Here is a 26,699-nt window from a genome sequence, read left to right as displayed (position 1 = left end):
CTAATCGGGAAAATCATGCGCCTGTCTTGTCCTGGCCACTCAACCGATAAATGTACGCTTCGACCCGTGTGCCATCTCGAAGCTGCACCGAGGTCAGTACGCGCTCATAGCCATCGCCTTCGAATTCATCCAGCCGCGCCCAATGCGCGGCAAGCTCTGTAGACGTGAATACGAGGCCCGGCACTTCGTCGCCCTGCTCATCCAACACGATGCCGGGATAGCCGATTGCCGCACCCCAGCCTTCCTGAAATAGCCGTCCCTTGACGGTCGCGGGCTCCCAACTGCCCGGCAGGTGTGCCAGCACGTGCTCATTGGGTTTGCCGGGAGCAAGGGTTCCGTAAACGAAGAGCCGATGAGTCATGGTCTTGATCAAGCTCTGGACAAGACAAGCATCTTCGCACGCGCAGATGCGCCGACAACGAAAAGCCCGGCTTGCGCCGGGCTTTTCATCAACCGCTTCCGATGCTTGATTGCGTTATTCACCGTAGTAACGCGTGGTGTAAACCACCGTGCGGGTAGTGACTACCGGCGGCGGTGCGGGTTGATAGACCACAGTTGCAGGTTGATAGACCACCGCGGGAGCCGGCGCGTAATACGCCGGCGGCGGAGGCGGCGCCACGGCGCCCTCGACCAAACCTGCCACGGCACCTGCTACGACGGCGCCGGCAATCCAGCGGCCACCGCTCCAATAACCACCACGATGCCAATCGTGATCATGCCAGCCGCGGTCATGCCAGCCACCACGATCCCAATCACCACGATGACCCCAACCATCATGATCGTGCGCCGATACTGCTAGCGGCGTAGCCAGCACAGCTGCAACTGCCAAACCCATCCACATACGACCGACTGCTACATGCTTGCTCATGACGACCTCCGTTGGTGTCGGCGTCGATGCTCTGCTCGATGGGCTTAATAACTACTGAAGGTTTTCTGCCGCTTATGCGACACGGTTCCAAACTCTGATTTGCATCACACGGCATCATGTGCGTCGATATCGCCGCTCATGACAGCTGCGTGCTCTTCGAGCAGAAAAACGGGCTTGAACGCATGTCGTTTAGCATTGGCTAACGACTTGTGCGGGTATCATTCAGCCTTGTCGCCATTCAATGAGCGTCATGGAAAGCAGGGGTGAACGCAATGACAGATTTAGTGACCGATTGGGGGATTCAAGTATGAGCAAGTTCGCAATCAAGACTCTTTGCGCGGCTGTTGCCGTGGCAGCTGTCGCCGGCCTGACGGGCTGCAGCCATCAGGCCAATGCGGATCCGGCGCTGGATGCTTCGCAGCAGCAACAGCAACAGCAGGCTCCGCAAGACGCAGGTCCGCAATATGCCCAGGTGGTCAGCGTGACGCCGGTGCATCAGCAGGTGAACACCCCTCACCAGGTTTGCCAGGATGTGGTGGTGAATCACACCGAGCCGCCGAAGGATCAGCACAACATCGCAGGCACGGCGATCGGCGCAGTGGCCGGCGGCTTGCTGGGACACATGATCGGCCATGGCAAGGGCAACACCATAGCGACGGTAGGCGGTGCCGTGGCAGGCGGCTACGCCGGTAACCGCATCGAAAATGCCCACCATCAGGGCACGGTGACGTCCACCACCGAACACGAGTGCAAGACGGTCACCGATTCCAGCGACCGCGTCATCGGCTATGACGTGCAGTACGTTTACAACGGCGTGACCCGTACCACCCGCATGGACCATGATCCGGGCAATCGCGTGCAGGTACAGGAAGGCGTGACGTCGGTGTCGGACGCTCGATAAGCCGACCAACATTCGCCGTTCCACCAAGAAGGTGGCGATCGATGGATCGCCACCTTTTTTATGGGCTATCGCCCATGGCCACCCACCACCCTCCAGCCATCCTTGTCAGAAGAGCCAGGCATGCCAGTCTGTCCTGATAATTGACAGCGCTGTCATATCCCAAGAACATGACTGCCAATTCCACTGGGCCAGCCCTGCCGGCGCCCACCGACCAAGGACCGCGCATGCATCACGTTCGAGGCGTTTGTTCGCTCCGTCTGGGTATTCTGTGTTTCTCCGCGCTTGCCACTACCCTGCCCGCCTTGGTTCTGGCCCAGAACCAAGCCGCCAGCACCATCGTGCATCCGCAAACCTGGCCTGCCGCGCATTCGCCGCTGCCGCCCGATCCCGCGCTGGAAAAGCACATCCACACGCTGCTGGCATCGATGACGACCGAGGAAAAAGTCGGGCAGATCATTCAGGCCGACATCAGCAGCGCGACGCCTGAAGACGTGCGCAAGTACCACCTCGGCTCCGTTCTCGCTGGCGGCAATTCCAAACCCGGCGGCTCACGCATCGCCGATGCGCAGCAGTGGCTGGCGCTGGCCAAGGCCTATGAGAAGGCTGCCATCAACGTGCCCCAAGGACGCCCAGCCATTCCATTGCTGTTTGGCATCGATGCCGTACACGGCAACAACGGTGTCGTGGGTGCGACGATTTTTCCGCACAACGTGGCACTCGGTGCTGCGCACGATCCCGAACTGATTCGCCAGATCGGCGCGGCCACGGCGGAGGAAGTCCGCGCCATCGGCCTGAATTGGGCCTTCGCGCCGACCCTGGCCGTCCCGCAAGACGTGCGCTGGGGGCGCAGCTACGAGGGTTTTTCATCCAATCCCAAGCTGGTGGCTGAGTACGCTCCTGCGGCTATCGAAGGTTTGCAAGGCAAGCCGGGAACATCCGAATTTCTCGATGCGCATCACGTGATCGCCAGCGCCAAGCATTTCCTGGGCGACGGCGGCACGCATGACGGCATCGACCAGGGCGATGCACAAATCAGCGAAGCAACTTTGCGCGACATCCATGGCGCGGGGTATCCGCCCGCGATCGATGCCGGTGTGCAAACGGTGATGGCGTCGTTCTCGAGTTGGAACGGTGTGAAGATGAGTGCCAATAAGGGACTACTCACCGATGTGCTGAAAGACCGCATGCATTTCGACGGCTTCGTTGTCGGTGATTGGAACTCGCACGGACAGGTTCCCGGTTGCAGCAATGAAGATTGCCCTGCCGCCATCAACGCCGGTCTGGACATGTACATGGCGCCGGACAGCTGGCGCGGCCTCTACGAACACACCTTGCAGGAAGTGCGCAACTGCGTGATTCCCATGGCGCGCCTGGATGATGCGGTCGCGCGCGTATTGCGGGTAAAGCTGCGGCTTGGCCTGCTCGATGCCAGCAAGCGTTCCGCACCGTCGCTCGATGGCAAGCTCGACGTGCTTGGCAACGCGGCGCATCGTGCAATAGCACGCCAGGCAGTGCGTGAATCGCTAGTGCTGTTGAAGAACGAACACCATCTGCTGCCGCTCGATCCGCACCAGCACATCCTCGTGGCCGGCGATGGTGCAGACAACATTCCGAAGCAAAGCGGCGGATGGACCCTCACCTGGCAAGGCACTGGCACTACCAACGCCAACTTCCCGCATGCGCAATCGATCTGGAGCGGCATCCGCGAACAGGTGCAAGCGGCCGGCGGCACGGCAACGCTCTCCGCGGATGGATCGTTTACACAGAAGCCCGATGTCGCCATCGTGGTGTTCGGCGAAGACCCGTATGCGGAATTCCAGGGCGATCGGCCCAATCTCGCCTACAAGCCGGGCGACGACAGCGATCTGCAACTGCTCAAGCACCTGCATGCCCAGGGCATACCCGTCGTGGCGGTGTTCCTGTCTGGCCGCGTGCTGTGGATGAATCCAGAGATCGATGCGTCCGACGCGTTCGTCGCGGCGTGGCTGCCCGGCTCGGAAGGCGGCGGCATTGCCGACGTGCTGCTGCGGAAGCACGACGGCAGCATCCAGTACGACTTCCACGGCAAGCTTTCGTACGCATGGCCGCGCAATGCGGCGCAGACGAATCAAGCCGATGCGAATCCATTGTTCCCGTATGGCTATGGCCTGCGTTATGCCGATAACGGTGATTTGCCCGAACTATCCGAAGATCCCGGTATTCGCCTGGATAACGTACAGAGCGGCGTGTACTTCATGCGCGGCAAGCCTGCGACGGGTTTCTCGCTGATCCTGACGGATGCGGGCGGCGATACCAAGCCGGTTACCGCCATGCCTGCCAGCAGCCCGCAAGGCGATTTGCACGCGACCGCCGTCGACTATCACGTGCAGGAAGATGCGCGACGCTTTGCGTGGACGGATAAACATCCTGCGCAGTTTGCGATCGTCGCCGAGCATGCCCAGGACGTGTCGCGCCAAGCCAATGGCGATATGCAGGTCGTGGCGACGTTGCGCGTCGATACACTTGGTGCCGGCGATACCACGATAGGTGTGGCTTGCGGTACGAATTGCCACGCTGAAGTTCCGGTGCAAGCCGCTTTAGCGTCGTTGCAGAAAGGTCATTGGACCCGCCTGGGTGTGCCGTTGAAATGCCTGCAGAAGCGCGGAGCGGATATGAGCCATATCGATCAGCCGTTCGTGCTGAATAGTGCCCCGGGAACGACGATTTCGATTGCGTCGGTGACGCTGGCCTCGAATGCGGATCAGACGGTGGAATGTGAGGGGCAGTGATACTTTTTACCCTTTCCCAAGGGCATGGCGCAGATTGGGGTGAGGCGCAGCCGAACCCCAACATGACATGCAGTTCCTGTACACGTTGGGGTTCGCGTTCCGCTCACCCCAACCTACGCCGCTAAAGTCAATCACCCTGCTACGGGCATCTGACTACGTACTACACCGCCGCGCTGCAAATACGCTCGACACATCTGTTCTACCAACTCCCGATGTTTCGGCAGATCGTTCATCGCATGCGCTGACACCTGCTGGATCGCCGTGAACTCACGCGTAGCCTCATCCATGCGCGGATAGCTGTCGCGCATCGACTCCAGATCCGTGCGGAACTCCATGCCGTAGAGCACGTACTGCCAGCTCGACGGCATGAACATCTCCAGATCGGTAACGAAATCGAGGCGATGCGGCGGCCGATATCGCCAAGCCTTCAAACGATCGCGCAAGGCCTCAGGGATACTCGCCGAATCGGTATTGTCGATCCAAAACTTCGTATCGGTACGTTGCGTCAGGCAGTAATGCATCTTGATGAAATCCAGCACGCGCTCGTAACGCGCACAAATCATGGCGTTGAAGTGTCTGGCTGCACGATCCATGTCATCAAGGTCCGTCGGCAGCAGATGCGTGAGCAAGTAGGTGCCAAGTTCAACCAGGGCGATGCCGGTCGATTCCAACGGTTCGACAAAGCCACCCGCCAAGCCGATGCCAACACAATTGGCACGCCAATGCTCCGGGCGATAACCGGTTTCGAACTTGATGTGCAGAGGTTCCAACCCGTCGGCTGCGCTGCCGAGATGCTGGCGTATCACCTCCTCCGCACGCGTCGCATCCGAGTGGCGTGACGAATACACATACCCCACGCCGCGCCGCTGCTGCAGCCCGATATCCCACGTCCAGCCGGCTTCCTGCGCCGTGGCGATGGTGCAACACGCAATCGGCGTATCAGGGCGCGGATACGGCACTTGCATCGCAACGGCACGATCCACGAACAGCACGTCAGTGCGGCTGCGGAACGGCGACTGCATCGCGCCGCCTATAAGCCGGCTACGCAATCCGGTGCAATCCACGTAGAGGTCCGCTTTCAGTTCTCCAAGCTCTTGCGTCACCAAGCTGGCGATGGCGCCGCGCTCATCCAGTTCGACGCGTTCCACGGTCGCTTCGTGGCGCTTCACACCCAGCTTCTGGCCATGCTCAGCCAACACCACGGCGACGCGCGCCGCATCGAAGTGATAGGCGTAATTCATCGGTCCTTGATAATCGGGATCGCTGACGCGCTTGGGTCCATGTCCCTCTGCAACAAGGCGGTATTGCATGGTGACCGCTTCTGCGAGTTGCGTGCCTCGCTGTGCGCCGCCAAGCAGCCAGTAAGGCAGCAATTCCGGACAGCCCGGGCGCTGGCTCGGCAAGCTGAAAGGGTGGAAAAAATTGGCCGGCCCTTCGCTGCCCGGCGGACGCACCCAGTGGTCGTAGCGAATGCCCTGCTTGAAGGTCGCGTTCGCGCCTGTCAGCAACCGTCCTTCATCCAATCCGATCGCAGACAGCGTGCCGCGAATGGATGGAAACGTAGCTTCGCCCACGCCCAGCAGGCCAATACCGGGCGATTCCACCAACTCCACGCGGATGCTGCCCGGCGCTGCCGCGTTCAGATGTTTAGCCAGATAGCAGGCCACCAGCCAGCCAGCCGCCCCACCACCTACCACCAGGATGCTTTGCAAACGTGCCATGTCTTTGCCCTCCCCGGGCAGTCGTCATGTTGCTATGCAGCGAGCTTCTGCGCCAAAAGCCGCCTACTATCCCCATATGACAGCGCTGTCATATCGTATCAGCACTGTCGCTTCCGTGGGGCCAGCCGGGTGGACTGGGAAAAAGGCGGGCTCCACTCAACAACGCGAAATTCATTTTTTTGGAGGGGATGAAATGACGCTTCACCACTCGGCCATGTACGTCGCGCTCGCTGCCGTGCTTGCCTCGGCCCCTGTCCTCGCCATGGGACAGGACGCGACACCGCAGGTCTCGACCAACAAGGACAGCGGATCGTCCAAGCAGAAAGTGAAAAGCCTGGAAACCATCCAGGTCAGCGCCACCAAACGCGAAACCCCGCTGCAGCAAACCCCGGTCGCCGTCACGGCGATTACCGCCGACGCGCTCGACAAGGAGCGCGTGATGACGGTGCAAGACATCTCCAAGCTGGTGCCGGGCCTGCAGGGCACCAGCGAGGGCGACCATGACGTGACGACGTTGACCATGCGCGGCATCGGCAACGACAGCGCCAAGACGGAATATGCCGATCCGGAAGTCGCCCTGTTCATCGATGGCGTCTACGCGCCACGTGCGGAATCGGCCACCAGCCTGCTGCTGGACATCGACAGCGTGCAGGTGCTGCGCGGCCCGCAGGGCACGCTGTGGGGGCGCAATTCCACTGCCGGCGCGATCGACTTTGAAACCGTGAAGCCCGATCCCCAAGGCGGCTTTTACGGCAATGCGCAGATGTCACTGGGCAATTACAGCCAGTCCGGGCAGAAAGCGGCGATCAATCTGCCGATCAGCAGCACGTTCGCCATGCGTGTGGCGGTGGCACACGAGCAGCACGACGGCTACGTGAATTATCAAAATCCGGGAAGCGAACTGCCGTCCGTGGCACAACAGCAGACCGCGTATCTGGCCAGCGGCGGTAATCCGGCGAATTTCCAGCCGATCAACCAGGCGCTGTACGTGCAAGGCGGCGACAAGTACAACGCGCAAAACCAGTCGGCCGCACGCATCAGTGCGCTGTGGCAGCCGGTCGAGTCGTTCAAATGGAATCTGTCGTACGAGTATTTTCTCGACCGCGGCACACCGGACATGAACCTGATGCAGAATCCGCGCCCCGGCCAGGATTTCTGGTCAGCGCTGATTGACGTGGCGCCCTATCTGCATCGCACCTCCAAGACGGTGCGCAGCCGCATGGATTGGCAGATCAATGAGGATATCGCGCTCACCTATATCGCCGGCTACAACCGTTTTTCCGGCTCCAGCAACTATCAACAGGATGCCGGCGCAATCCTGCCTACCAGCTTCACCACCGGCGGCGTGTATCAGGACGATCGCACCAACTATTCCAACTACTCCAGCTACAGCCATGAATTCGATTTGAAGTCGACCGGCCAGCACGCCGTGGATTGGATTCTCGGCCTGTACTACTCCGCCGAAGACAACAACATCCGCTTCGACATTCCCATCATGAATGGCACGCAGCAGGGTACGGTGAACTGGCAGGGCTCGTTTATTCAGCCCAAGGAAACCGTGCAATCCGAAGCGGTGTTCGGTCAGGCCGTGTGGCACGTCACCGACGCCTTCAACCTGACGGCTGGCGCACGCTTCTCCGACGACACCAAGAAGAACGAAGGCGGCATCAACTGGGGTTGGGCATATGACCCAGACGTGCCGCAAGTACCGATCTCGTCGAGTGCCCTGCCGCAGGATGTGGGCTTCACCGTGTCGCAGCACAACGACGCCACGTATCACAAGAACAAGGTGACGTGGCTGACGCGCGCTGATTACCTCTTCAGCAAGAACGCGATGGTCTACGCCAGCATATCGACTGGCTATAAATCAGGCGGCACTGAGGACGGCGGCGCGCTGTACAAGCCGGAAACGCTTACCAACTACGAAGTCGGTGCCAAGTTCACCTTTCTCGATGGCCACCTGACCTGGAACAGTGCGGCGTATTACGAAGACTTCAAGAACTTCCAGCTTTCCGCGCCGATCGTCTATCAAAACGGCAACCACGGACTAGGTTTCTCCAACGTGCAAGGCAGCACCAAGGTGGCTGGTTTCGAATCGGAGCTGACGTTACAGGGGCACGACGATCGCGCCAACCTGGTGTTCTCGGCGATCCCGAAGAAAACACTGGGTACGCTGGTCTATGCCGGCAGCAACGATTACGCCGGGTTGCCGCCCTGCCCGGCGCAATCGAACCTGTCCAGTTGCATGAACATCACCGGCCACACGCTGCCGCATGCGCCGGATGCCTCGCTGACTGCGATCTACGAGCACGATTTCCATCTGTCCAACGGTGGCCGCATCACGCCACGCTTGTCCTCGCAGTATCAGAGCACGCAATGGCTGAGCGTGTTCAACCTGGGCCCTGGCGATCAGCAGAAGTCGTACGTTCGCACCGATCTTTCGCTGCGCTATACCGAGCCGCAAGATCGTTGGTGGGTGAATGCGTATGTGCAGAACGTGGCGAATGACGAGATCCGCACCAATGCCATGCGCTTCCAGGAAGCCAACGGTAGCTTTGTCTATGTGTCCCAATACCTGCCGCCACGTACGTACGGCATCGAACTGGGGGTGTGGTTCTGAGCAGGAAACACTCCCGCCTGCTCGGCGTGGCGCCTCCCTTCCCGGAGGCGCCACCTTTTAAGTTCTCGCATGCCTGAAGGCCCCTCCACTGTCATAACTCTTGTAAACAAACGGGCTCGCACGGCATAGTCACTGCGCAATACGGTGATGTCAGGAGCATGCATGCGGGTACGCCTGGAAGATGTCGCGCGCGCGGCGGGTGTATCGCCCAAGACGGTATCGCGCGTCCTCAACGAGGAAGCGTACGTCAAGGACGACACACGCAAGCGCGTGCTCGCCGCCATGGAGTCGATGAACTATCGGCCCAGCCCTTCGGCGCGCGGCCTGGCCGGCAGCCGGTCGTTCCTGGTCGCCATGCTGTACGACAACAACGACAACCCGGCATCGACCTATCTGGCCGAAATCCAGAATGGCGTGCTCGACGCCTGCGATGCGAACCGCTACAGCATGATGGTATGCCCGCTGCGCATGCGCGGCCCGGACTTCATTCGCCGTGTCGATGCGCTGATTTCCGATCATCATGTGGACGGCGTCGTGCTGACACCGCCGCTTACCGACCACCCGCCCCTGCTTCGCCGCTTGCGCGAACGCGAAGTACCTCACTCCAGCGTTTCACCAGTAAGCCGCAACGATGCGATCGGCGTGTGCATGGATGATGAGCATGCGGCACAGGCGCTGGTCACCCATCTGATCCAACTGGGACACCAGCGCATCGCGCATGTGCTTGGCATTGCCAATCATGGCGCAACCCGCTGGCGGCTTGCCGGCTACAAGGCGGCGCTTTCGGCCGCCGGCATACCTTACGATCCGGATTACGTGGTGCAAGGCGAATTCATGTTCGGCTCCGGTGTGGCGGCTGCGCGCAAGTTGCTGACGTTGCCGGAACCGCCTACCGCCATCTTCGCTGCCAACGACGACATGGCGGCCGGCGTCATGTGGGCCGCGAATGAGCGAGGCATGAAGGTGCCGCGCGATGTATCCGTCTGCGGCTTTGACGACACGCCTTTGGCGAGCCAGCTATGGCCGCCGTTGACCACGGTGCGCCAGCCGGCACGCGAAATGGGCAAGCTGGCGGCACTGCAACTGATGGAATTGTTGCGCGGCAAGGGCTCGGGCTTGCTGGTGCAAGTGCCCTATTCGCTGCAACTGCGCGAATCCACCGGCGAGCCGCCGAAGGGCTCGTGACAGACCCATAAGCACACAAATACGACGTGCATGAAAAACCTCTCGTGCAGCCACGAGAGGTTTTTCAATCACCGCAACGTCGTCAGTAGCTATTAGTGTTTCTGATTGTAAATATGCTTGCTGTTGTGGTTCTCGGAACGATTGAGGTTGCGCTGTTCCTGCTTGGTCAGGTGACCATTGTGCTTGGCCTCGTCAGCGGATTCACGGCGGGCGATGTTGGCATCATGCGTTTCATCGCGCGCGGCCTGGGCCTGTGTCATGGTGCCGTTCTTCAAGCCGTTGTTAATGCGATCCTGCTGGTTTTCCAGGCGGTTGTTCACTTCGTTGACGCGCGGATGGCCGGGAACATCGGTTTGCGCGAACACTGTGCCTGATGCCATCGCTGCACCGATGACCAGACCAACCACAATGAGTTTCGACTTTGCATTCATGGCAAATTCCTTGGGATGTTTTAGCGGACGTTCGTTGGAATCGGCGCTTTGCCGTTAACGACAAAGCGACATGCATGCGTCGAGTGGGTCATCTTTTGAATTGCCGATGGTGTCTCCTCTAGCATCCTGCTCCATCGTGTGCCCCTTGCCCTCGCAAGCGCCAAGAACGAGCGGCCATGGCCCGCGTTGACAAGTGCACTAACCAGCGCAGGGTTGATTCAGCTGGCCATTATGTTGCGTTGCGAAGACGGTTTCGCGTAAGCCTGCTTGCTCGCCCTGGTGGCGCATCGCCTATACTTCGGATCTGCGCGCACGGGTTTACACCATGCGCGAACACCTCATGCCCTCGTAGCTCAGTTGGATAGAGCGTCCCCCTCCTAAGGGGAAGGTCGCACGTTCGAATCGTGTCGGGGGCACCATTTTTCTCATTGCGTACCTGTGCGTTGCAACGCACCAGCCGGCTGGCACCCCCGGCTCGGCCGGCATGAGATCGCCTGTTAGAATAGGCGTTTCCCCATTCCCAGGCGCCTAGGCGCCACGTCTCAGGAGTCCGCATGTCCCACGAAATCCTCAAGGCGCTCGGCCTTACCGGCGAGCAGTCGGGTACGTACCTCGGCAACGGCGAGTGGTCCAAGACCACCCATGCGGGCACGCTGCAACCGCTGAACCCGGCCACCAACGAGGTGATCGGCACCGTCCATGCCTCCAGCGCCGCCGATTACGAGATCATCGTCAAGCGCGCACAGGAAGCATTCAAAGTGTGGCGTACCACCCCTGCCCCGCAGCGTGGCGAAGCCGTGCGCCTGTGCGGTGAAGCACTGCGCAAGCACAAGGATGCACTGGGTTCGCTGGTCGCGCTGGAAATGGGCAAGATCAAGCCCGAAGGCGACGGCGAAGTGCAGGAGATGATCGACATCGCCGATTTTGCCGTTGGCCAGAGCCGCATGCTGTATGGCTACACCATGCACTCGGAACGCCCGGGCCATCGCATGTATGAGCAATACCAGCCGCTGGGCGTGATCGGCATCATCAGCGCGTTCAACTTCCCTGTCGCGGTGTGGGCGTGGAATGCGATGCTGGCTGCCATCTGTGGTGACATCTGCATCTGGAAGCCCTCGCCGAAAACACCGTTGTCGGCGATTGCTGCGATGAAGATCTGCAACGAAGCGCTGAAGGACGGCGGCTTCCCGGATCTGTTCTTCCTTTTCAATGACGCCGGTACGGAACTGTCGCAAGCGTTCGTCGACGACCACCGCATTCCGCTGATCAGCTTCACCGGTTCCACCAAGGTGGGCCGCCACGTGGGCGAGCGCGTGGCCAAGCGTATGGGCCGTTCGCTGCTGGAATTGGGCGGCAACAACGCGATCATCGTGGACGAAAGCGCGGATCTGAAACTGGCGATTCCGGCGATCGTATTCGGCGCCGTCGGCACTGCCGGCCAGCGCTGCACCACGACGCGTCGTTTGTTCGTGCATGAGTCGATCATCGACGATGTAACCAATACGTTGGTGGCCGCTTACAAGCAGGTGGAAGGCAAGATCGGTGATCCCACGCTCGCCACCACGCTGATGGGCCCGCTCAACAGCAAGGAGGCGGTGACCGCTTACCTCGCCGCCGTCGAAAAAGCAAAAACCAGCGGCGGTACGGTGCGTACCGGCGGTGCAGCGTTGGCTGATCGCAAGGGCAACTTCGTGCTCCCCACCATCGTCACCGGTTTGAAGAACAGCGACGACGTGGTGCAGACGGAAACCTTCGCACCGATTCTCTACGTCATGCCGTTCAAAACGGTGGACGAAGCCATCGAGCTGCAGAACAGCGTGCCGCAAGGCCTATCTTCCTCCATCTTCACGCAAAATCTGAAAGTGACCGAGCAGTATCTGTCGGCGGCGGGTTCGGATTGCGGTATCGCCAACGTCAACATCGGCACCTCCGGTGCGGAAATTGGCGGTGCGTTCGGCGGCGAGAAGGAAACCGGCGGCGGTCGCGAATCGGGCTCGGATGCATGGAAGGTGTATATGCGCCGGCAGACCAATACGATCAATTATTCGGATGCGCTGCCGTTGGCGCAGGGGATCAAGTTCGATCTGTAAGTCGATGGCATGGCTCCCTCTCCCTCCGGGGAGAGGGTTGGAATGAGGGGGCTACCTCGCGTGATACGTGATAGCACCTCACCGTCATTCCGGCGAAAGCCGGAATCCAGTGCAAACACGCGTCCGAAGGACACAAAACCATGTGTTGAGTACTGCGCACGGCTCATTAAAACTGGATGATTCGCTTCGCTCACCCCTCCGGGGCCGTCCTTTGGACGTTCTCCGCGCTTTGCGCTCCGTCCGGCCTTCGCCGGAATGACGACAAGGCAAGATTGCGCAACATCGATAAAATATAGATCTCGTGGAAAAGCCTTCCCGATCACGTATGGAGCAGGCACGCCATGGCTTCGCCTAAACCCTTCCCCTTCGACTTCCACGGTTACCGCATCGTCATCGCCGGCGGCAGCAAGGGCATCGGCCGCAGCATGGCGCTGGCCTTCGCCGCATCTGGCGCAGCGGTATCGATCTGTGCACGCGGCCAGACCGCACTCGATGAAACCGCCAGAACCATGGCCGCGCATGGCAATCCAGTACATACGAAGTCATGTGATCTCGGCGATGCATCCGCCATCGATGCTTACATCAACGCCGCAGCCGAAACACTCGGCGGCATCGACGTATTGATCAACAACGCCAGCGGCTATGGTTTTGCAGATACGGAAGAAGATTGGGCCGCCGTCTTCAATATCGACATGATGGCGGCCGTACGTGCGTCGCGCGCCGCGTTGCCGTATCTCTCCAAGTCCCCGTACGCGAGCATCCTGCACACCAGTTCCATCGCGGCGCTACACCCACGCCCGAACATGCCTTCCTACGGTGCTATGAAAGCGGCACTTTCCCACTACACCACGTCCCAGGCCCTGGCACTGGCTGCACAACACATACGTGTCAATGCCATCGCGCCAGGTTCCATCGAATTCGAAGGCGGGTTGTGGGACCGCTGCAAGCATGAAGATCCGGCGCGCTATACCGCTGTGCTGTCGAAAATCCCCTTCGGCCGCTACGGCACGCCGGAAGAAGTGGCGCACGTGGCATTGTTCCTCGCCTCGCCGTGGGCAGGCTGGATGACGGGACAAATCCTGTGCGTCGACGGTGGCCAGCAGTTATCTCGCTGAATCAGGTATGGAGGTGAAGGTCATGAAAGATTTCAACAGCACCGAACGTTTCAGCGATCGCGTTGCCGATTACGTCCGCTATCGCCCCACCTACCCTGAAGCGTTGATCGATTGGCTGCGCAAAGCGCACGGCGTAACGCCCGACTGGCGCGTAGCCGATATCGGCGCCGGCACGGGCATTTCCTGCAAGTTGTTTCTGGACGCCGGCCACACCGTGATGGCGGTGGAACCGAATGCGGCCATGCGCGGTGCGGCAGCCGAATGGCTGGGAAGCCACCCCAAATTCCTCACGGTGGATGGACGGGCAGATGCCACGAACCTGGATGACGCCAGCGTCGATCTTGTTTCTGTGGCGCAAGCATTCCATTGGTTCGACCCGGAAAGCACGCGGCGCGAATTCCATCGCATTCTGCGCCCAGGCGGTTTGGCAGCCATCTACTGGAACTCGCGCCGCCTCACTGGTACGCCGTTCCTGGAAGGCTACGAGGCCCTGCTGCACATCTACGGCACCGACTACACCAGCGTCGCCGAACGCTATGCCGACGAGCCACGCATGCGTGAATGGTTCGGCGAAGGCTGGCGTGGCACGGCCAGTTTCGATCATCGCCAGCTGCTGGATTTCGATGCACTGCGCGGACGGCTGATGTCGTCCTCGTATGCGCCCCAGGCCGGCCATCCCAAGCACGAGCCCATGATCGAAGCGCTGCGCAGGCTATTCGACGCCTGCGCGGTGGACGGTCGGGTAAGCTTCGACTACGACACACGCATCTACGTTGGTGAGATTCCTTGATGTATCACTGGCTGCGCCCACTGCTATTTAAACTGGATGCCGAAACGGCACATGGCCTGACCTTGTATGGCCTGGACGTCGCCTGGCGTAGCGAGCTGATGCGCTTTGTGGCGGCACCGGCAGCAGAACTGCCGGTAGACGTTTTCGGCATCCGCTTCCCCAATCCGGTGGGACTTGCCGCAGGGTTGGACAAGAACGCAGCACATCTCGATGCACTCGGCGCATTGGGTTTCGGCTTTATTGAAGTAGGCACGGTGACGCCGCGCCCGCAGATCGGCAACGATCGCCCGCGCCTGTTCCGGCTGCCTCAGCACGACGCCATCATCAACCGCATGGGCTTCAACAATGAGGGCGTCGACGCACTGGTGCGCAACGTACAGGCATCCAGCTATCGCGGCGTGCTGGGTATCAACATCGGCAAGAACAAGGACACGCCCAACGAGAAGGCCGTGGACGATTACCTGTTCTGCCTCGAGCGCGTGTATACGCACGCCAGTTATATCACCGTCAATATTTCCTCACCCAATACCAAAGGCTTGCGCGATCTGCAGGAAGAAGCCACGCTGCGCCGCTTTATCGAAACCCTGCGCGAGGCACAGGAGCGGCTCGGCTCGCAGCAGGGCAAGCGCAAGCCGATGCTGTTGAAGATCGCGCCTGATCTCTCCGAAGTCGAACTGGACAGCATTGCCGAGGTCTTGCTCGCGTCCGGCGTGGACGGCGTGATCTGCACCAACACCACCATCGATCACGCTTCTGTTGCCAGCGATCCGCGCGGCAACGAAGCTGGGGGACTATCCGGAAAGCCGTTGCGCACACGCGCCACAGAAGTGGTGCGCGGCATGCGCCAACGCGTGGGCGATCGGATGGCCATCATCGGCGTGGGTGGCATTCTCGAAGGCGACGATGCGGTAGAGAAACTCGATGCCGGTGCCCAGCTGGTGCAAATCTATTCCGGCCTGATCTACCGCGGCCCGGAACTGATCGCCGAGTGCGTCAATGAAATCCGCCGCCAGCAGGAACATCGCGATGCACGCTGACCGTGTCGACATGGGCGGTTACACGTTGATCGAAAACGCATCGCTGCTCAAGCGCAACACATTGCGCGTCGATGCACGCGCCAAGCTGCTGGCTGAAATACGCGACGCCAGCAAGCTGCCGGAGCTGCTGGATTTCCCCGCCATTCGCGCCAGCCGCCTGCAAGTGCTGGGCGAAGGCAGCAATATCCTGCTCACCGGCCATGTCGATGGCACCGTGTTGGCGATGGAAACGCGCGGGGTGCACGTGGAACAGGAAGGCGACCTCACCCGCATTGCTGTCGCTGCCGGCGAGCGCTGGGACGACTTCGTGCGCTGGACGCTCGGCCAAGGTTTTGCCGGGCTGGAAAACCTCATCCTGATTCCCGGCACGGTCGGTGCGGCCCCCATCCAGAACATCGGCGCCTACGGCACGGAAGTCGCCGAATTCATCGAGAGCGTGGAAGCGTGGGATCGCATCGAGCGACGCGTGGTCACGCTGAATCGCACAGCTTGCGCGTTCGGCTACCGCGACTCGCTGTTCAAGCACGAGCCGGACCGTTTCATCGTCACAGCCGTGCGCTTCGCCCTACCCCGCCAGCATGCGTTGCGCGTGGACTACGCCGGCATCCGCGGCGAGCTGGAACGCATGGGCGTCAGCAACCCCGCACCGTTCCACGTCGCCGAGGCCGTCGTGCATCTGCGCACACGCAAGCTGCCTGATCCAGCGGTGATAGGCAATGCTGGTAGCTTTTTCAAGAATCCCATCGTGGATGCCACGCAAGGCGAAGCACTAAAACGCGAATACCCCGAACTGGTCGCGTGGCCCGGCAAGGATGCACGCTGGAAACTCTCTGCCGCCTGGCTGATCGAAACAGCCGGCTTCAAAGGCACGCGCGAAGGCGACGCCGGTATCTCCAATCGCCATGCGCTGGTGCTGGTCAATCACGGCAAGGCCAGCGGCCAGGAGCTTTGGGCATTCGCGCAGCGCGTGATCGAAGGTGTTGATGCGCGCTTCGGTGTGCGACTGGAGCCCGAGCCAATGGTGATCGGTTCGCCTTGATTGTCATGGCAGGTTGGGTAACAACCCAAACATCGCGTTGCAGCAGGCATGGCGACGTTGGGATTGGCACCCTCGACCCACGTGCTCCTTTACGGAAACCAAAGCAACACATTGCCAAGATACGCGGGTCCTTATCCCACGAGGAGCCGCGTCATGAGCATCCGCAATGTTGCCGACGTCCTGGTTGAAACACTGGCACAAGCCGGTGTGAAACGGATCCACGGACTGGTCGGCGACAGCCTCAATGGCATCACCGAATCGCTGCGACGCCGCCAGGATATGCAGTGGATCCATTATCGGCATGAAGAATCGGCCGCGTTCGGCGCCGGAGCGGAATCGCAATTGACCGGTCAGCTGGCCGTCTGCGCCGGCTCATGCGGACCAGGCAATCTGCATCTGATCAATGGCCTTTTTGACGCACACCGCTCACGTACACCGGTGCTGGCGATTGCCGCGCATATTCCTTCCGCCGAAATCGGCAGCGGTTATTTCCAGGAAACGCATCCGCAAAACCTGTTTCAGGAATGCAGCCACTATTGCGAGCTGATAAGCAGCGCAACGCAAATTCATCACGCCACCGCCACGGCAATACGTACGGCAGTCGGCCAGCGTGGCGTAGCCGTGCTGGTGATTCCCGGCGACGTAGCGCTTAGCGAGGCCAGCGGTCCGGTGTTGGCAAGCGCAGGCCTGTTGCCGGTGGCGCCGAAAATCATTCCGCCGGATGCACAGCTGGACCAGCTTGCCGCCTTGCTGGGCAGCGGCCGCAAGGTAACACTGTTTTGCGGACGCGGTTGCGCTAGTGCGCATGATGCGCTGATCCGCCTTGCCGAAACGCTCAAGGCGCCGGTGGTGCATGCGCTGGGCGGCAAGGAACACGTCGAGTGGGATAACCCCTATGACGTTGGCATGACCGGCCTGATCGGCTTCAGCTCCGGCTATGAAGCGATGATGAGTTGCGACACCTTGCTGCTACTGGGTACCGACTTTCCGTATCGCCAGTTTTTCCCCGAAGACGCCAAGATCTGCCAGATCGATCTGCGCGCGGAAAACCTCGGCCGTCGCTGCCGCCTGGATCTCGGCCTGGTCGGCGATGTGAGGGCCACCATTGAGGCGCTGCTGCCTCGCCTGAAAGCCGCCACCGACGACAATCATCTGAAGAACAGCCTGCAGCATTACAAGAAAGCGCGCGAAGGCTTGAATGACCTTGCCACCGGCAAGGCCGGAAGCAAACCGATCCATCCACAATACGTCGCCAAAGTAGTCAGCGACCTGGCCAGCGACGATGCCGTATTCACCTGCGACGTCGGTACACCCACCATCTGGACTGCACGCTACTTGAAGATGAACGGCAAGCGCCGCCTGCTCGGCTCCTTCGTGCATGGCTCGATGGCGAATGCGATGCCGCAAGCCATCGGTGCACAGACGGCTTTTGCAAACCGCCAGATCGTGAGCCTGTCCGGCGACGGCGGCTTTTCCATGCTGATGGGCGACATCCTTACCTTGGTGCAACACCAACTGCCGGTGAAGATCGTGGTGTTCAACAATGGTACGCTGGGCTTCGTGGAACTGGAAATGAAAGCCTCCGGTTTTCTGCCGACCGGCGTATCGCTGGATAACCCGGATTTCTCCGCACTAGCGCGAGCGGTAGGCATCTATGGCGTACGTGTGGAAGATCCCGGCCATCTGGAAGGCGCGGTGCGTGAGGCTTTCGCTCACAACGGTCCGGCGTTGGTCGACGTGGTGACAAACCGGCAGGAACTGTCCATGCCGCCCAAAATCCAGCTGGAACAGATGAAGGGCTTCAGCCTGTGGGCACTGCGCACCGTGATGAACGGCCGTGGCGACGAACTGATCGAGCTGGCACGAAGCAATCTACGCCGCTGACGATCCTGCTCTTGTAGGCTGGGATGAAATCCCAGCACAGCGAACCGCACAAAGCTGGGATTTCATCCCAGCCTACGATCAAGCCCAACCCTTCGCAGCATTTTTTGCACGACGTCCCTGCATGTCCTCACATGCAACAAAAACGTCACCGCAAAATAAGCAACACCATACGTCGACAACACAAACGCGGCCGTCAAAATGGGCCCCCACGCTGGCATGAAGTGCTCGACCACACATGCCACCAACGTTGCAACAACCGCTGCCGCCCATAGCTTGGCCATCATCGACACGGCTACACCGGTGTGGCCGAGCTTGTGATTCATCTTCCTGCGCAACAGATGAAACTCGACCCAACCTGCCACACCTGCGGAGGCCGTCAATCCGACTGCACCCCATTGCATGGGAATGCCCAGCAGCTTCGGAATCAACAACGCGCTGCCCAAGCCCAGCACCGCCGTAAAGGCAAGCCGCACCAGCGCATAGCGCAGCGGTGTACGCGTGTCGCGCATCGCGTAATACGTGGACGAATACAATCGCCCGAAGGTGGACGCCAGCAAACCCACGCCTGAGCCGGCCAGGATCGCCCACACGTAATACGAATCCCTGGCGGTAAACGCACCGGATTGATACAACGCCGCCACGATCACGTTACCCAAGGCAAAGAACGCCATGGCGGATGGCACGATGAAAAAGGCGATGCGTTCAAGGCCGTTATTCAAGCGCGCACAGAGTTTCGCGGCGACTTCTTCATCCACATGATCGCCGGCCATGCGCGATAGCGTCGGCAGCTCCGATGCAGACACCGCCATGCCGAACAAGCTTACCGGCAACAGGTTGATCGAGGCCGCCGTGGTCATGCCCGCCACGGCGCCGCTGCCCAGCAACGTGGAAATAGCCTGGTCCACGAAGGCGCTGATCTGCACCACACCGCGCCCGATCACTACATTCATGAAACTGCCGCCCACCTGCTTTACATGCAGGCTTTGCATATCCAGGCGCAGGCGCAAATTCGGCACCAGCTTCAACACCGGCCCAAGCTGCACCAGGAACTGCAGCAGGCAGCCCAGCACGGTGCCCCACGCCAGGTACACGATCAGTCGATTCGCGTCGAGGTGATGGAAGATCAGCATGGTCAGGATCATGGAAAGATTCCAGATCACTGGCGCTGCATACGAAAGAAAGAACTTGTGATGGCTGTTGAGTATTCCCAAGCACCACGCCGACCACACCAGGATGCCGGTGCCCGGAAAAAGAATGCGCACGATCAGGATGGTGAGTTCGCGCTTCTCGCCCGTATAGCCCGGCGCAATCAGCCAGAGCAGATACGGTGTGGCCAAAATACCTAGCGCCACGATGACGGAAATGATCAACGCCAGAATCGCAAAGATCGCCCCGGCCAGACGATCGGCGTCCTCCTGCTTGTGCTGCGCCAGCAGGCGTGCATAAACCGGGATGAAGGAAGCCGATAGCACGCCTTCCCCAAACAGGTTCTGCAGGAAGTTCGGCACGCGCAAGGCAGCGCTGAAAATATCGGCCGCGTCGGATAGACCGAAGAAGTGCGAGAACACCCGCTGCCGGACCAGGCCGAACAGGCGGCTGCAAAGAATGCCTGCGCCGACCAGCAAGGCGTGGCCGCGGCCTGCGTCTTTCGTCATGGCTTTAGGAATTGATCGGAAAGGGGCAAGCGTAGCATTTGCTAGCGTGCTTCTCCCCTATTCGCAGCAGGCAACACGTAGGTTGGGGTGCAAACCCCAACATCACCATCATGATCGACATGGCCATGTTGGGCCCCGCTTACGCTCATCCCAACCTACATGGAAATCCCGGCCTACGCAGAGCAGCCCCGGCTGCTCAGCGGCGAGCCTTCGACAACAGGCGCAGCAATTCCATATACAGCCACACCAAGGTGACCATCAGTGCGAAAGCGCCATACCACTCCATGTACTTGGGAGCACCTGCCTTGGTAGCGCGATCGATCATGTCGAAATCGAGCACCAGATTAAGTGCAGCCAGACCGACCACTAGCAGGCTGAAGCCAATGCCGATGGCACCGGTTTCATGGATGAAGGGAATCTGGATATGGGTGAATGCACGCAACGCCATATCCACCACATACAACAGCGCAATACCGCCGGTTGCGGCCACCACGCCCATGCGAAACTTGTCCGTGACTTTGATCAAGCCCGAACGATAGGCCAGCAACATAACCGCCAATACGCCGACCGTCAGCATCACCGCCTGCAGCACGATACCTGGGAAGCGCAAATTCATCACCGCCGAAATGCCACCGAGCGCGAAGCCTTCCGCAATGGCATACAACGGCGCCGTGATACCGGCCCAGCGTTGCGCGAATGTGGTAACCAGCGCCAACACCAGGCCAACCAGCAAACCGCCCCACATGAAGGGGCTGATCGCGGCCAGTGCAGCGTCAAGGTTGCCGCCGGCAGCCACGTCGGCAAAACGTTGCCATGTCCAACCGCCGGTGATGACGGCCAGCACCAGCAATAAAGCCGTGCGCGTCACCGTACCATTCATGGTCATGCGTTCGCCCGTGACGGGCAAGCCTTGAAACGCCTTCTCTCGCAATACAGGATTTCCGGATGGCATATGTGCTCCTGGTTGAATCTATCGACTACGAAAAACCAATCTTACGTAGGCTGGGATGACAATCCCAGCTTTCTTGTGAGTTCGTGATGCTGGGATTGTCATCCCAGCCTACTTCGGCAGCTCATCGACCACCACGTAATGCCGCTCGCCGCGTTGCGCATCGAAATAAACAGCAGTGAGCTGCCCACTGCCCGGATCGACGAAGCGCTCGCCCGTATCCTTCCAGCGCGGATCGGGCCTGCCGCGCAGCAACGGTTTATAGCGCCAACGCTCGATCGCCAACCCGACCACCAGCAGCAAGCCGCCAAAGATCAACTGCGGCAGCAAGGCCACCATCATGCCGGTCAGGACCGCGATACCCGCGCCCACTAGCAGCAGGCCGCCGATCACATACAAGACGATAGGTAGCATGGTTCAGGTTGGCGGATCGAGTACCACGGCCGTGCCGTAAGCCACGATTTCGCTCATGGTCTGACCGATTTCGGCCGAATCGAAGCGCATCATCACCACCGCGTTCGCCCCCATCAGCTTGGCGTTCTCGACCAGTCGATCCAGCGCGTGGCGGCGTGCTTCCTCCAGCATCTGCGTGTATTCGTGGATCTCGCCGCCGACCAGCGAGCGCAAGCCCGCCATCACATTGCCGCCGATGCCACGGCTACGCACCACCACACCGAACACCTGCCCCTTCACCTGAACCACTTGACGGCCAGGAACGTTCTCAGTCGTCACCACCAGCATTGCCTCGCTCCTCGTGTCGGGGGAACTTGCGATGTGCGCACGATACTCCGTCTTCCGCCGCCGCGTGCATGTCTCTTTAGGCATAGGTGAACGGGCTGCACTGTGGCAACATCCCACGGTCTACCGTTGTTCTCCTTAAGGAACCCGAACATGATGTCGAGCCCTTTCAAGACATTGGCATGGAGCGTGTTGCTGGGTGTGGGGCTGGTAAGCACCAGTGTCCCAGTCCGCGCCGACACGCCTGGGGCTTCCAAAGCCGTGGCCAACGACAGCAACGTATTGCGAACCACCCTCGACAACGGCATGCGCGTGGTGATCGTGCGCGAAACGCTTTCGCCCATGGTAACGACACAAATCACGTATCTCGCCGGCGGCTACCAGACACCACAAGGCTTTCCCGGCACTGCACATGCGCTGGAACACATGATGTTCCGCGACAGCAAGGGCATGACGGGCGCGCAGCTCAATGAAATGACGGGCAAGATGGGCGCGGACAACAACGCCTTCACCACCAACGATGCGACGCAGTATTACTTCGTGGCACCGTCGAATTACCTTGACTTGCTGCTGCATATCGAATCGACCCGCATGGATGGCGCGCTGCTCACCCAGCAGGATTGGGAGCGGGAACGCGGTGCAATCGAGCAGGAAGTGTCGCGCGATATCTCGCAGCCGGAATTCCTGGCCTTCCAGAAAGCCGAGGGCATTCTGTATGCGGGCACCGGCTATGCGGAAGATCCGCTCGGCACACGCTCCTCCTTCGGTAAGACCACCGCTGAAGATCTGCAGACGTTCTACAAGAGCTGGTACGCACCCAACAACGCCTTGCTCGTGATCGTGGGCGACGTGGATCCGCAGCAGACGCTGGCAAAGGTGCAGCAACTGTTTGGCAAGATTCCCAAACGCACCCTGCCCGCACATGAGCCGGTGAAACTGCAGCCGGTGAAACCGGAAACGATTGCCTCCACCACCCCGCGCGGCACCGGCAGCGTGCAGTTCATGTATCGCATGCCTGGCATGATGGACAAGGACAACGCCGCCGCGCAGGTACTGCTGGACGTGCTCACCAATGCGCGCAGCTCGCTTTCCCAGCTTGCGGTGCAGGGCAAGGTGCTCAGCACCAACGCGCAGTTGCAGCCTTTCAGTTATGGCGGTGTCGGCGTGATCGAAGTCGGCTTTCCCAAGGGTGGCGATGCCAAGCAGGCACAGGCCGATCTAGATGGCGTGATCAATGATTTGCTGAAAAACGGCGTGCCTGCCGATCTGGTCGAGGCGTCGAAGCAAGCGGAAATCGCGCAGGCGGAATTCAACAAGAACAGCGCAGTGACACTCGCCAGCGCATGGTCACAAGCCATTGCCTGGATGGGCCTGAGCACACCGGAAGAAGCCGAAGACCAGATTCGCCAAGTCACCGTTGACGACGTGAACCGCATCGCACGCCAGTATTTGAAATCGGATGAGCGCGTGACGGTGGTACTCACGCCCAATGAAAACGGCCAGCGTCCGCCCGATAGCGGTGGCTTCGGTGGTTCCGAATCCTTCAACAGCAACGAAAAGCTGGATGCGCCGCTTCCCGAATGGGCCGCGCAAAAGCTGAGCAAGTTGGAGATGCCGCGTTGGACACTGGCACCGGTCGACATGAAGCTCGACAACGGCATTCGCCTGATCGTGCAGCCATCGAGCATCAGCAAGACCGTTACGGTGGTGGGCCATATCGACAACAATCCCAAACTGCAGGAAGCCACCGGCAAGGAAGGCGTGGCACGCCTGCTGGATTCGTTGTTCGATTACGGCAGCACGACGCTGGATCGCGATGCCTTCCACAAGGCGCTGGACGACATTTCCGCCAATGAAACGGGCGGTACTGATTTTGGTGTAGCGGCGCTCAGCGACCATTTCGACCGCGCCATGCAGTTGCTGGCCGACAACGAACTTCACCCTGCCTTGCCGCAACAAGGTTTCACCGTGCAACAGGAAACGCTGGCGCGTGCACTCGCCGGCGAAATGCAGTCGCCGCAATACAAGATGATGAAGGCGCTACGCGCCGGTCTGCTGCCTGCCGGCGATCCGGATCTGCGGCTGCCCACGCCTGACACCATCGGCGCACTGAAGCTGCAAGACGTGAAGGATTACTTTGCCAAGACCTATCGCCCCGATCTCGCCACCATCGTGGTGGTTGGAGACGTCACGCCTGAGCAGGCCAAGGCCACGGTGGAGCGCTATTTCGGCCAGTGGAAAGCGGCAGGTGCCAAACCCGACGTGGTCTCCAAGCCGGTGCCCGTGAATGCTTCCGGCTATGTGGTGATCGAGAACTCATACGCCTCGCAAGACCAGGTGTTGATGGGCCAGATGCTCGATCTCACCATGCACAACCCGGATCGCTATGCCTTGCAGCTGGGCAACAACGTGCTGGGCGGCAACGGTTTCGCCTCGCGGCTGATGACCGACATCCGCGTGAAGCATGGTTATGCGTATGGCGCAGGTTCCGGCATGCACTTCGATCGCTCGCGCTCGATCTTCTTCGTGCAGTACGGCAGCGACCCCGACAAGGTAGTGCCGGTCGATGGGCTGATCCGCCAGAACCTGGTTGCGATGCAGACCACGCCGATCAAGCAAAGCGAACTCGACAACGCACGCCAATATGAGATCCGCTCCATTCCTGTTGGCGTATCCAGCATCAGCAGCATCTCCCGCGCACTGCTCAATTGGGCATGGCACGGCGAACCGCTGGATCAGCCAATGGTGGCGGCGAAGCATTACCTCACGCTCACACCCGCGCAGGTGCAGGCGGCGTTCAAGAAGTATTTGAAGCCTGAGAATTTGATGCAGGTCGTGCAGGGGCCGACACCGGCGAAGCATTGAAGCGCCGCACTATGCCCCTCCCTGCTGGGGGAGGGCATAGGAGACAAAGCGATCTTGCAATGAATTCAAAAACGGACATCTGCACTGTAGGCCCACGCCGCAGCACTTGCGTGTATCTCATTTGAGATACAAAATACCTCCATGGTTTACGAGAGGCACCATGCCATGGCCACGCATACCTCAATGCTGCATGTCCGTATTGACGACGATCTTAAGAATGCCGCTACAGAAAAATTGGCAAGCTTCGGCTTGACCATCTCAGATGCAGTACGCATTCTCCTTACCCGTGTAGTCAAAGAAGGCGCGCTACCCGCTGCACTTACGGCTGATCAAGAAGCCTACGACTTGTGGTTCCGCGAAAAAGTGCAAGAAGCACTTGCCGATTCCCGTCCAGCTCATACCCACAAGCGCGTCATGGATGAAGCTCAAGCACTCATCGACAGGAAGCGTCGTGCCCGAAGTTGAATGGAAAGATTCTGCCCGTACTGATCTTTTGGAGATCATCGATTACATCTCCGACGATAATCCAGAAGCTGCTCAAAAACTGAAGGACGAAATCGAGGCGAAGACAGCAAAACTGTCTTCGCATCCCAAAATTTGCCGGCAAGGGCGGCTTGCCGGCACACGAGAGATGGTGGTCCACAAGAACTATATTGTGGTTTACACCGAAAGCATCAGCAGAGTATTCATTCTACGCGTGCTGCATGTTGCACGCTCATGGCCAGGTTCTTGAGTTTCCTCATTCGCGCTTAAGAGAGCGCTGCGTCTAACGTCCACCCTTCTCCAAATCCGGCAAAAACACCGCCAGCGCACCGATCAACGGCAAATACGCACACAGCGAATACACGTAGTCGATGCCATGTGCATCGGCGACTCGCCCAAGCACCGCGGCGCCAATGCCGCCCATGCCGAACGCAAAGCCGAAGAACAAACCGGAGATCATGCCCACGCGCCCCGGAATCAATTCCTGCGCGTAGACCAGGATCGCCGAAAACGCCGACGACAGAATCAAGCCGATCACCACGGACAGCACACCAGTCCACAGCAAATTGGCATGCGGCAGGGCCAGCGTAAATGGCGCCACGCCGAGGATCGACACCCAGATCACCCATTTGCGCCCAATTCGGTCACCGACTGGGCCACCAATCAAGGAGCCGGCAGCCACTGCAAACAGAAACACGAACAGATGCATCTGCGCGGCCTGCACCGATAAGCCGAACGTGTGAATCAAATAGAACGTGAAATAGCTGCTGATGCTTGCGAGATAGAAATACTTGGAGAAGATCAGCAAGCCCAAGATCAGCAGACACAGAACCACCTTGTTGCGGCTCAACGCTTCGCCAGGCACGTGACGCACCGCCTTGCTGCGGCTGACATGATGCAAGCGGTACCAGCGCCCCACTTGCAGCAATACGACCATTGCCAACAACGCAGCGAGTGAAAACCACGCCACGCTGCCACGCCCGTGCGGCACGATGATCCACGCCGCCAGCAATGGCCCCAGTGATGAACCCGTATTGCCGCCCACCTGGAACAGCGATTGCGCCAAGCCGTGTTGTCCGCCCGATGCAAGACGCGCCACGCGCGAGGATTCCGGATGGAACACGGATGAACCCGTCCCGACCAACGCAGCCGCCAACAGCAACACCGCAAAATTCGGTGCGGTAGCCAGCAACAGCAAGCCGCACAACGTGAAACCCATGCCAACCGGCAAGGAATAAGGCATCGGCTTGCGGTCGGTCACCATGCCGACCAGCGGCTGCAGCAGCGACGCGGTGACTTGATACGTGAGCGTAATCAGGCCCACTTGCGTAAAGCTGAGATGAAAGCCGCTTTTCAGCAGCGGATAGATCGCAAGGATCAACGACTGGATCATGTCGTTGAGCAGATGCGAAAAGCTGATCGCGCCCAGGATGGTGTAATCCGTGCGCGGCGCAGTCGACGGCAGTGAAACCGATTCGGCGGAGTTCTGCATAGTCCCTCGGGGATGGGGAAGCGGCAAAAATTGCCAGGCTGTGGGTGTCACCTTAAAGTAGCCGCGAG

22 protein-coding genes and 1 tRNA gene are annotated in these 26,699 nt (G+C 59.9%); 14 read left to right on the top strand and 9 right to left on the bottom strand.

The window, feature by feature from the left end; translation table 11 throughout:
- Nucleotides 1–13 precede the first annotated feature (13 nt).
- Together IEX75_RS20185 and IEX75_RS20180 are read right to left on the bottom strand one after the other, a co-directional pair.
- Nucleotides 14–361 carry a gamma-glutamylcyclotransferase family protein gene (locus tag IEX75_RS20185; protein WP_188797087.1) on the bottom strand — a complete coding sequence of 116 codons (348 nt, stop codon included), beginning with the start codon at nucleotides 359–361 and terminating at the stop codon, nucleotides 14–16.
- Nucleotides 362–475: 114 nt separating this feature from the next.
- Nucleotides 476–868 carry a hypothetical protein gene (locus IEX75_RS20180; RefSeq protein ID WP_188797085.1) on the bottom strand — a complete coding sequence of 131 codons (393 nt, stop codon included), beginning with the start codon at nucleotides 866–868 and terminating at the stop codon, nucleotides 476–478.
- A 307-nt stretch (nucleotides 869–1,175) separates the two neighbouring features.
- Here IEX75_RS20180 and IEX75_RS20175 point away from each other — a divergent pair, with 307 nt between their 5' ends.
- A complete protein-coding gene (locus IEX75_RS20175) occupies nucleotides 1,176–1,769 on the top strand; it encodes a glycine zipper 2TM domain-containing protein (RefSeq protein ID WP_188797084.1) in 594 nt (197 codons plus the stop codon).
- Nucleotides 1,770–1,993: 224 nt separating this feature from the next.
- A complete protein-coding gene (locus IEX75_RS20170) occupies nucleotides 1,994–4,537 on the top strand; it encodes a glycoside hydrolase family 3 protein (protein ID WP_188797083.1) in 2,544 nt (847 codons plus the stop codon).
- Between the two features lie 131 nt (nucleotides 4,538–4,668).
- Here IEX75_RS20170 and IEX75_RS20165 read toward each other — a convergent pair whose 3' ends face one another.
- A complete protein-coding gene (locus tag IEX75_RS20165) occupies nucleotides 4,669–6,258 on the bottom strand; it encodes a tryptophan halogenase family protein (RefSeq protein WP_188797082.1) in 1,590 nt (529 codons plus the stop codon).
- A 193-nt stretch (nucleotides 6,259–6,451) separates the two neighbouring features.
- Between IEX75_RS20165 and IEX75_RS20160 the strand changes: the two genes are divergently transcribed.
- Both IEX75_RS20160 and IEX75_RS20155 read left to right on the top strand, forming a co-directional pair.
- Entirely contained in the window at nucleotides 6,452–8,878 is a 2,427-nt protein-coding gene (locus tag IEX75_RS20160; RefSeq protein WP_188797081.1) for a TonB-dependent receptor, read from the top strand.
- 162 nt (nucleotides 8,879–9,040) lie between these two features.
- Nucleotides 9,041–10,063, top strand: coding sequence for a LacI family DNA-binding transcriptional regulator (locus IEX75_RS20155; protein WP_188797080.1), 1,023 nt, complete (start codon nucleotides 9,041–9,043; stop codon nucleotides 10,061–10,063).
- A 92-nt stretch (nucleotides 10,064–10,155) separates the two neighbouring features.
- On the opposite strand, the gene IEX75_RS20150 is transcribed toward IEX75_RS20155, so the two are convergent.
- Nucleotides 10,156–10,494: a hypothetical protein gene (locus IEX75_RS20150; protein WP_188797079.1), complete on the bottom strand. Its 339-nt coding sequence runs from the start codon at nucleotides 10,492–10,494 to the stop codon at nucleotides 10,156–10,158.
- 342 nt (nucleotides 10,495–10,836) lie between these two features.
- Between IEX75_RS20150 and IEX75_RS20145 the strand changes: the two genes are divergently transcribed.
- From IEX75_RS20145 to poxB, 7 genes are all read left to right on the top strand, one after another.
- Nucleotides 10,837–10,913 (top strand) — tRNA-Arg (locus IEX75_RS20145).
- 135 nt (nucleotides 10,914–11,048) lie between these two features.
- Entirely contained in the window at nucleotides 11,049–12,584 is a 1,536-nt protein-coding gene (amaB, locus tag IEX75_RS20140) for an L-piperidine-6-carboxylate dehydrogenase (RefSeq protein WP_188797078.1), read from the top strand.
- A gap of 341 nt (nucleotides 12,585–12,925) precedes the next feature.
- The gene (locus IEX75_RS20135) at nucleotides 12,926–13,699 is read left to right on the top strand and encodes an SDR family NAD(P)-dependent oxidoreductase (RefSeq protein WP_188797076.1); all 774 of its coding nucleotides are present in this window, start codon (nucleotides 12,926–12,928) and stop codon (nucleotides 13,697–13,699) included.
- 22 nt (nucleotides 13,700–13,721) lie between these two features.
- On the top strand, nucleotides 13,722–14,489 hold the full coding sequence (locus IEX75_RS20130; protein WP_188797075.1) for a class I SAM-dependent methyltransferase: 768 nt from the start codon (nucleotides 13,722–13,724) through the stop codon (nucleotides 14,487–14,489).
- On the top strand, nucleotides 14,489–15,526 hold the full coding sequence (locus tag IEX75_RS20125; RefSeq protein ID WP_188797072.1) for a quinone-dependent dihydroorotate dehydrogenase: 1,038 nt from the start codon (nucleotides 14,489–14,491) through the stop codon (nucleotides 15,524–15,526). Before IEX75_RS20130 ends, IEX75_RS20125 begins: the two co-directional genes overlap by 1 nt.
- A gap of 10 nt (nucleotides 15,527–15,536) precedes the next feature.
- Nucleotides 15,537–16,565, top strand: a complete 1,029-nt coding sequence (murB, locus tag IEX75_RS20120; RefSeq protein WP_188797194.1) for a UDP-N-acetylmuramate dehydrogenase — start codon at nucleotides 15,537–15,539, stop codon at nucleotides 16,563–16,565.
- A gap of 153 nt (nucleotides 16,566–16,718) precedes the next feature.
- Nucleotides 16,719–18,449, top strand: coding sequence for a ubiquinone-dependent pyruvate dehydrogenase (gene poxB / locus IEX75_RS20115; protein WP_188797070.1), 1,731 nt, complete (start codon nucleotides 16,719–16,721; stop codon nucleotides 18,447–18,449).
- Between the two features lie 62 nt (nucleotides 18,450–18,511).
- Here the strand turns inward: poxB and murJ are convergent, their stop codons facing one another.
- The 4 genes from murJ to IEX75_RS20095 all read right to left on the bottom strand — a co-directional run bounded on the left by murJ (nucleotide 18,512) and on the right by IEX75_RS20095 (nucleotide 21,794).
- Complete coding sequence (gene murJ, locus IEX75_RS20110; protein ID WP_188797068.1) at nucleotides 18,512–20,104, bottom strand: murein biosynthesis integral membrane protein MurJ; 1,593 nt, start codon at nucleotides 20,102–20,104, stop codon at nucleotides 18,512–18,514.
- Between the two features lie 196 nt (nucleotides 20,105–20,300).
- Complete coding sequence (locus tag IEX75_RS20105; protein WP_188797067.1) at nucleotides 20,301–21,056, bottom strand: Bax inhibitor-1/YccA family protein; 756 nt, start codon at nucleotides 21,054–21,056, stop codon at nucleotides 20,301–20,303.
- A 108-nt stretch (nucleotides 21,057–21,164) separates the two neighbouring features.
- Complete coding sequence (locus IEX75_RS20100; RefSeq protein WP_188797066.1) at nucleotides 21,165–21,467, bottom strand: hypothetical protein; 303 nt, start codon at nucleotides 21,465–21,467, stop codon at nucleotides 21,165–21,167.
- Between the two features lie 3 nt (nucleotides 21,468–21,470).
- Nucleotides 21,471–21,794, bottom strand: a complete 324-nt coding sequence (locus IEX75_RS20095) for a YbjQ family protein (RefSeq protein WP_188797065.1) — start codon at nucleotides 21,792–21,794, stop codon at nucleotides 21,471–21,473.
- Nucleotides 21,795–21,944: 150 nt separating this feature from the next.
- Between IEX75_RS20095 and IEX75_RS20090 the strand changes: the two genes are divergently transcribed.
- The 3 genes from IEX75_RS20090 (at nucleotide 21,945) to IEX75_RS20080 (ending at nucleotide 25,389) form a co-directional block, all read left to right on the top strand.
- Nucleotides 21,945–24,656, top strand: a complete 2,712-nt coding sequence (locus IEX75_RS20090) for a M16 family metallopeptidase (RefSeq protein ID WP_188797064.1) — start codon at nucleotides 21,945–21,947, stop codon at nucleotides 24,654–24,656.
- Nucleotides 24,657–24,821: 165 nt separating this feature from the next.
- Entirely contained in the window at nucleotides 24,822–25,121 is a 300-nt protein-coding gene (locus IEX75_RS20085) for a type II toxin-antitoxin system RelB/DinJ family antitoxin (protein ID WP_188797063.1), read from the top strand.
- A complete protein-coding gene (locus IEX75_RS20080) occupies nucleotides 25,108–25,389 on the top strand; it encodes a type II toxin-antitoxin system RelE/ParE family toxin (RefSeq protein WP_188797062.1) in 282 nt (93 codons plus the stop codon). The genes IEX75_RS20085 and IEX75_RS20080 overlap by 14 nt, the downstream gene beginning before the upstream one ends.
- 33 nt (nucleotides 25,390–25,422) lie before the next feature.
- On the opposite strand, the gene IEX75_RS20075 is transcribed toward IEX75_RS20080, so the two are convergent.
- Complete coding sequence (locus tag IEX75_RS20075) at nucleotides 25,423–26,631, bottom strand: MFS transporter (protein ID WP_188797061.1); 1,209 nt, start codon at nucleotides 26,629–26,631, stop codon at nucleotides 25,423–25,425.
- Between the last annotated feature and the right edge of the window lie 68 nt (nucleotides 26,632–26,699).

The sequence above is a fragment of the Dyella nitratireducens genome (assembly GCF_014642835.1).
Taxonomy (GTDB): Bacteria; Pseudomonadota; Gammaproteobacteria; order Xanthomonadales; family Rhodanobacteraceae; genus Dyella_B; species Dyella_B nitratireducens.
Note: the sequence above shows the minus strand (reverse complement) of the source record. Positions and strands in the feature narration are given on the sequence as shown.

What these genes read in the sequence shown, in the direction of transcription:
- IEX75_RS20180 (WP_188797085.1), bottom strand. Translation starts at nt 868, where the DNA reads ATGAGCAAGCATGTAGCAGTCGGTCGTATGTGGATGGGTTTGGCAGTT.
- IEX75_RS20150 (WP_188797079.1), bottom strand. Translation starts at nt 10,494, where the DNA reads ATGAATGCAAAGTCGAAACTCATTGTGGTTGGTCTGGTCATCGGTGCA.
- IEX75_RS20075 (WP_188797061.1), bottom strand. Translation starts at nt 26,631, where the DNA reads ATGCAGAACTCCGCCGAATCGGTTTCACTGCCGTCGACTGCGCCGCGC.
- IEX75_RS20155 (WP_188797080.1), top strand. Translation starts at nt 9,041, where the DNA reads ATGCGGGTACGCCTGGAAGATGTCGCGCGCGCGGCGGGTGTATCGCCC.
- IEX75_RS20090 (WP_188797064.1), top strand. Translation starts at nt 21,945, where the DNA reads ATGATGTCGAGCCCTTTCAAGACATTGGCATGGAGCGTGTTGCTGGGT.
- IEX75_RS20170 (WP_188797083.1), top strand. Translation starts at nt 1,994, where the DNA reads ATGCATCACGTTCGAGGCGTTTGTTCGCTCCGTCTGGGTATTCTGTGT.
- IEX75_RS20185 (WP_188797087.1), bottom strand. Translation starts at nt 361, where the DNA reads ATGACTCATCGGCTCTTCGTTTACGGAACCCTTGCTCCCGGCAAACCC.
- IEX75_RS20100 (WP_188797066.1), bottom strand. Translation starts at nt 21,467, where the DNA reads ATGCTACCTATCGTCTTGTATGTGATCGGCGGCCTGCTGCTAGTGGGC.
- IEX75_RS20105 (WP_188797067.1), bottom strand. Translation starts at nt 21,056, where the DNA reads ATGCCATCCGGAAATCCTGTATTGCGAGAGAAGGCGTTTCAAGGCTTG.
- IEX75_RS20095 (WP_188797065.1), bottom strand. Translation starts at nt 21,794, where the DNA reads ATGCTGGTGGTGACGACTGAGAACGTTCCTGGCCGTCAAGTGGTTCAG.
- IEX75_RS20130 (WP_188797075.1), top strand. Translation starts at nt 13,722, where the DNA reads ATGAAAGATTTCAACAGCACCGAACGTTTCAGCGATCGCGTTGCCGAT.
- IEX75_RS20175 (WP_188797084.1), top strand. Translation starts at nt 1,176, where the DNA reads ATGAGCAAGTTCGCAATCAAGACTCTTTGCGCGGCTGTTGCCGTGGCA.
- poxB (WP_188797070.1), top strand. Translation starts at nt 16,719, where the DNA reads ATGAGCATCCGCAATGTTGCCGACGTCCTGGTTGAAACACTGGCACAA.
- IEX75_RS20160 (WP_188797081.1), top strand. Translation starts at nt 6,452, where the DNA reads ATGACGCTTCACCACTCGGCCATGTACGTCGCGCTCGCTGCCGTGCTT.
- murB (WP_188797194.1), top strand. Translation starts at nt 15,537, where the DNA reads ATGGGCGGTTACACGTTGATCGAAAACGCATCGCTGCTCAAGCGCAAC.
- IEX75_RS20085 (WP_188797063.1), top strand. Translation starts at nt 24,822, where the DNA reads ATGGCCACGCATACCTCAATGCTGCATGTCCGTATTGACGACGATCTT.
- IEX75_RS20165 (WP_188797082.1), bottom strand. Translation starts at nt 6,258, where the DNA reads ATGGCACGTTTGCAAAGCATCCTGGTGGTAGGTGGTGGGGCGGCTGGC.
- amaB (WP_188797078.1), top strand. Translation starts at nt 11,049, where the DNA reads ATGTCCCACGAAATCCTCAAGGCGCTCGGCCTTACCGGCGAGCAGTCG.
- IEX75_RS20125 (WP_188797072.1), top strand. Translation starts at nt 14,489, where the DNA reads ATGTATCACTGGCTGCGCCCACTGCTATTTAAACTGGATGCCGAAACG.
- IEX75_RS20135 (WP_188797076.1), top strand. Translation starts at nt 12,926, where the DNA reads ATGGCTTCGCCTAAACCCTTCCCCTTCGACTTCCACGGTTACCGCATC.
- murJ (WP_188797068.1), bottom strand. Translation starts at nt 20,104, where the DNA reads ATGACGAAAGACGCAGGCCGCGGCCACGCCTTGCTGGTCGGCGCAGGC.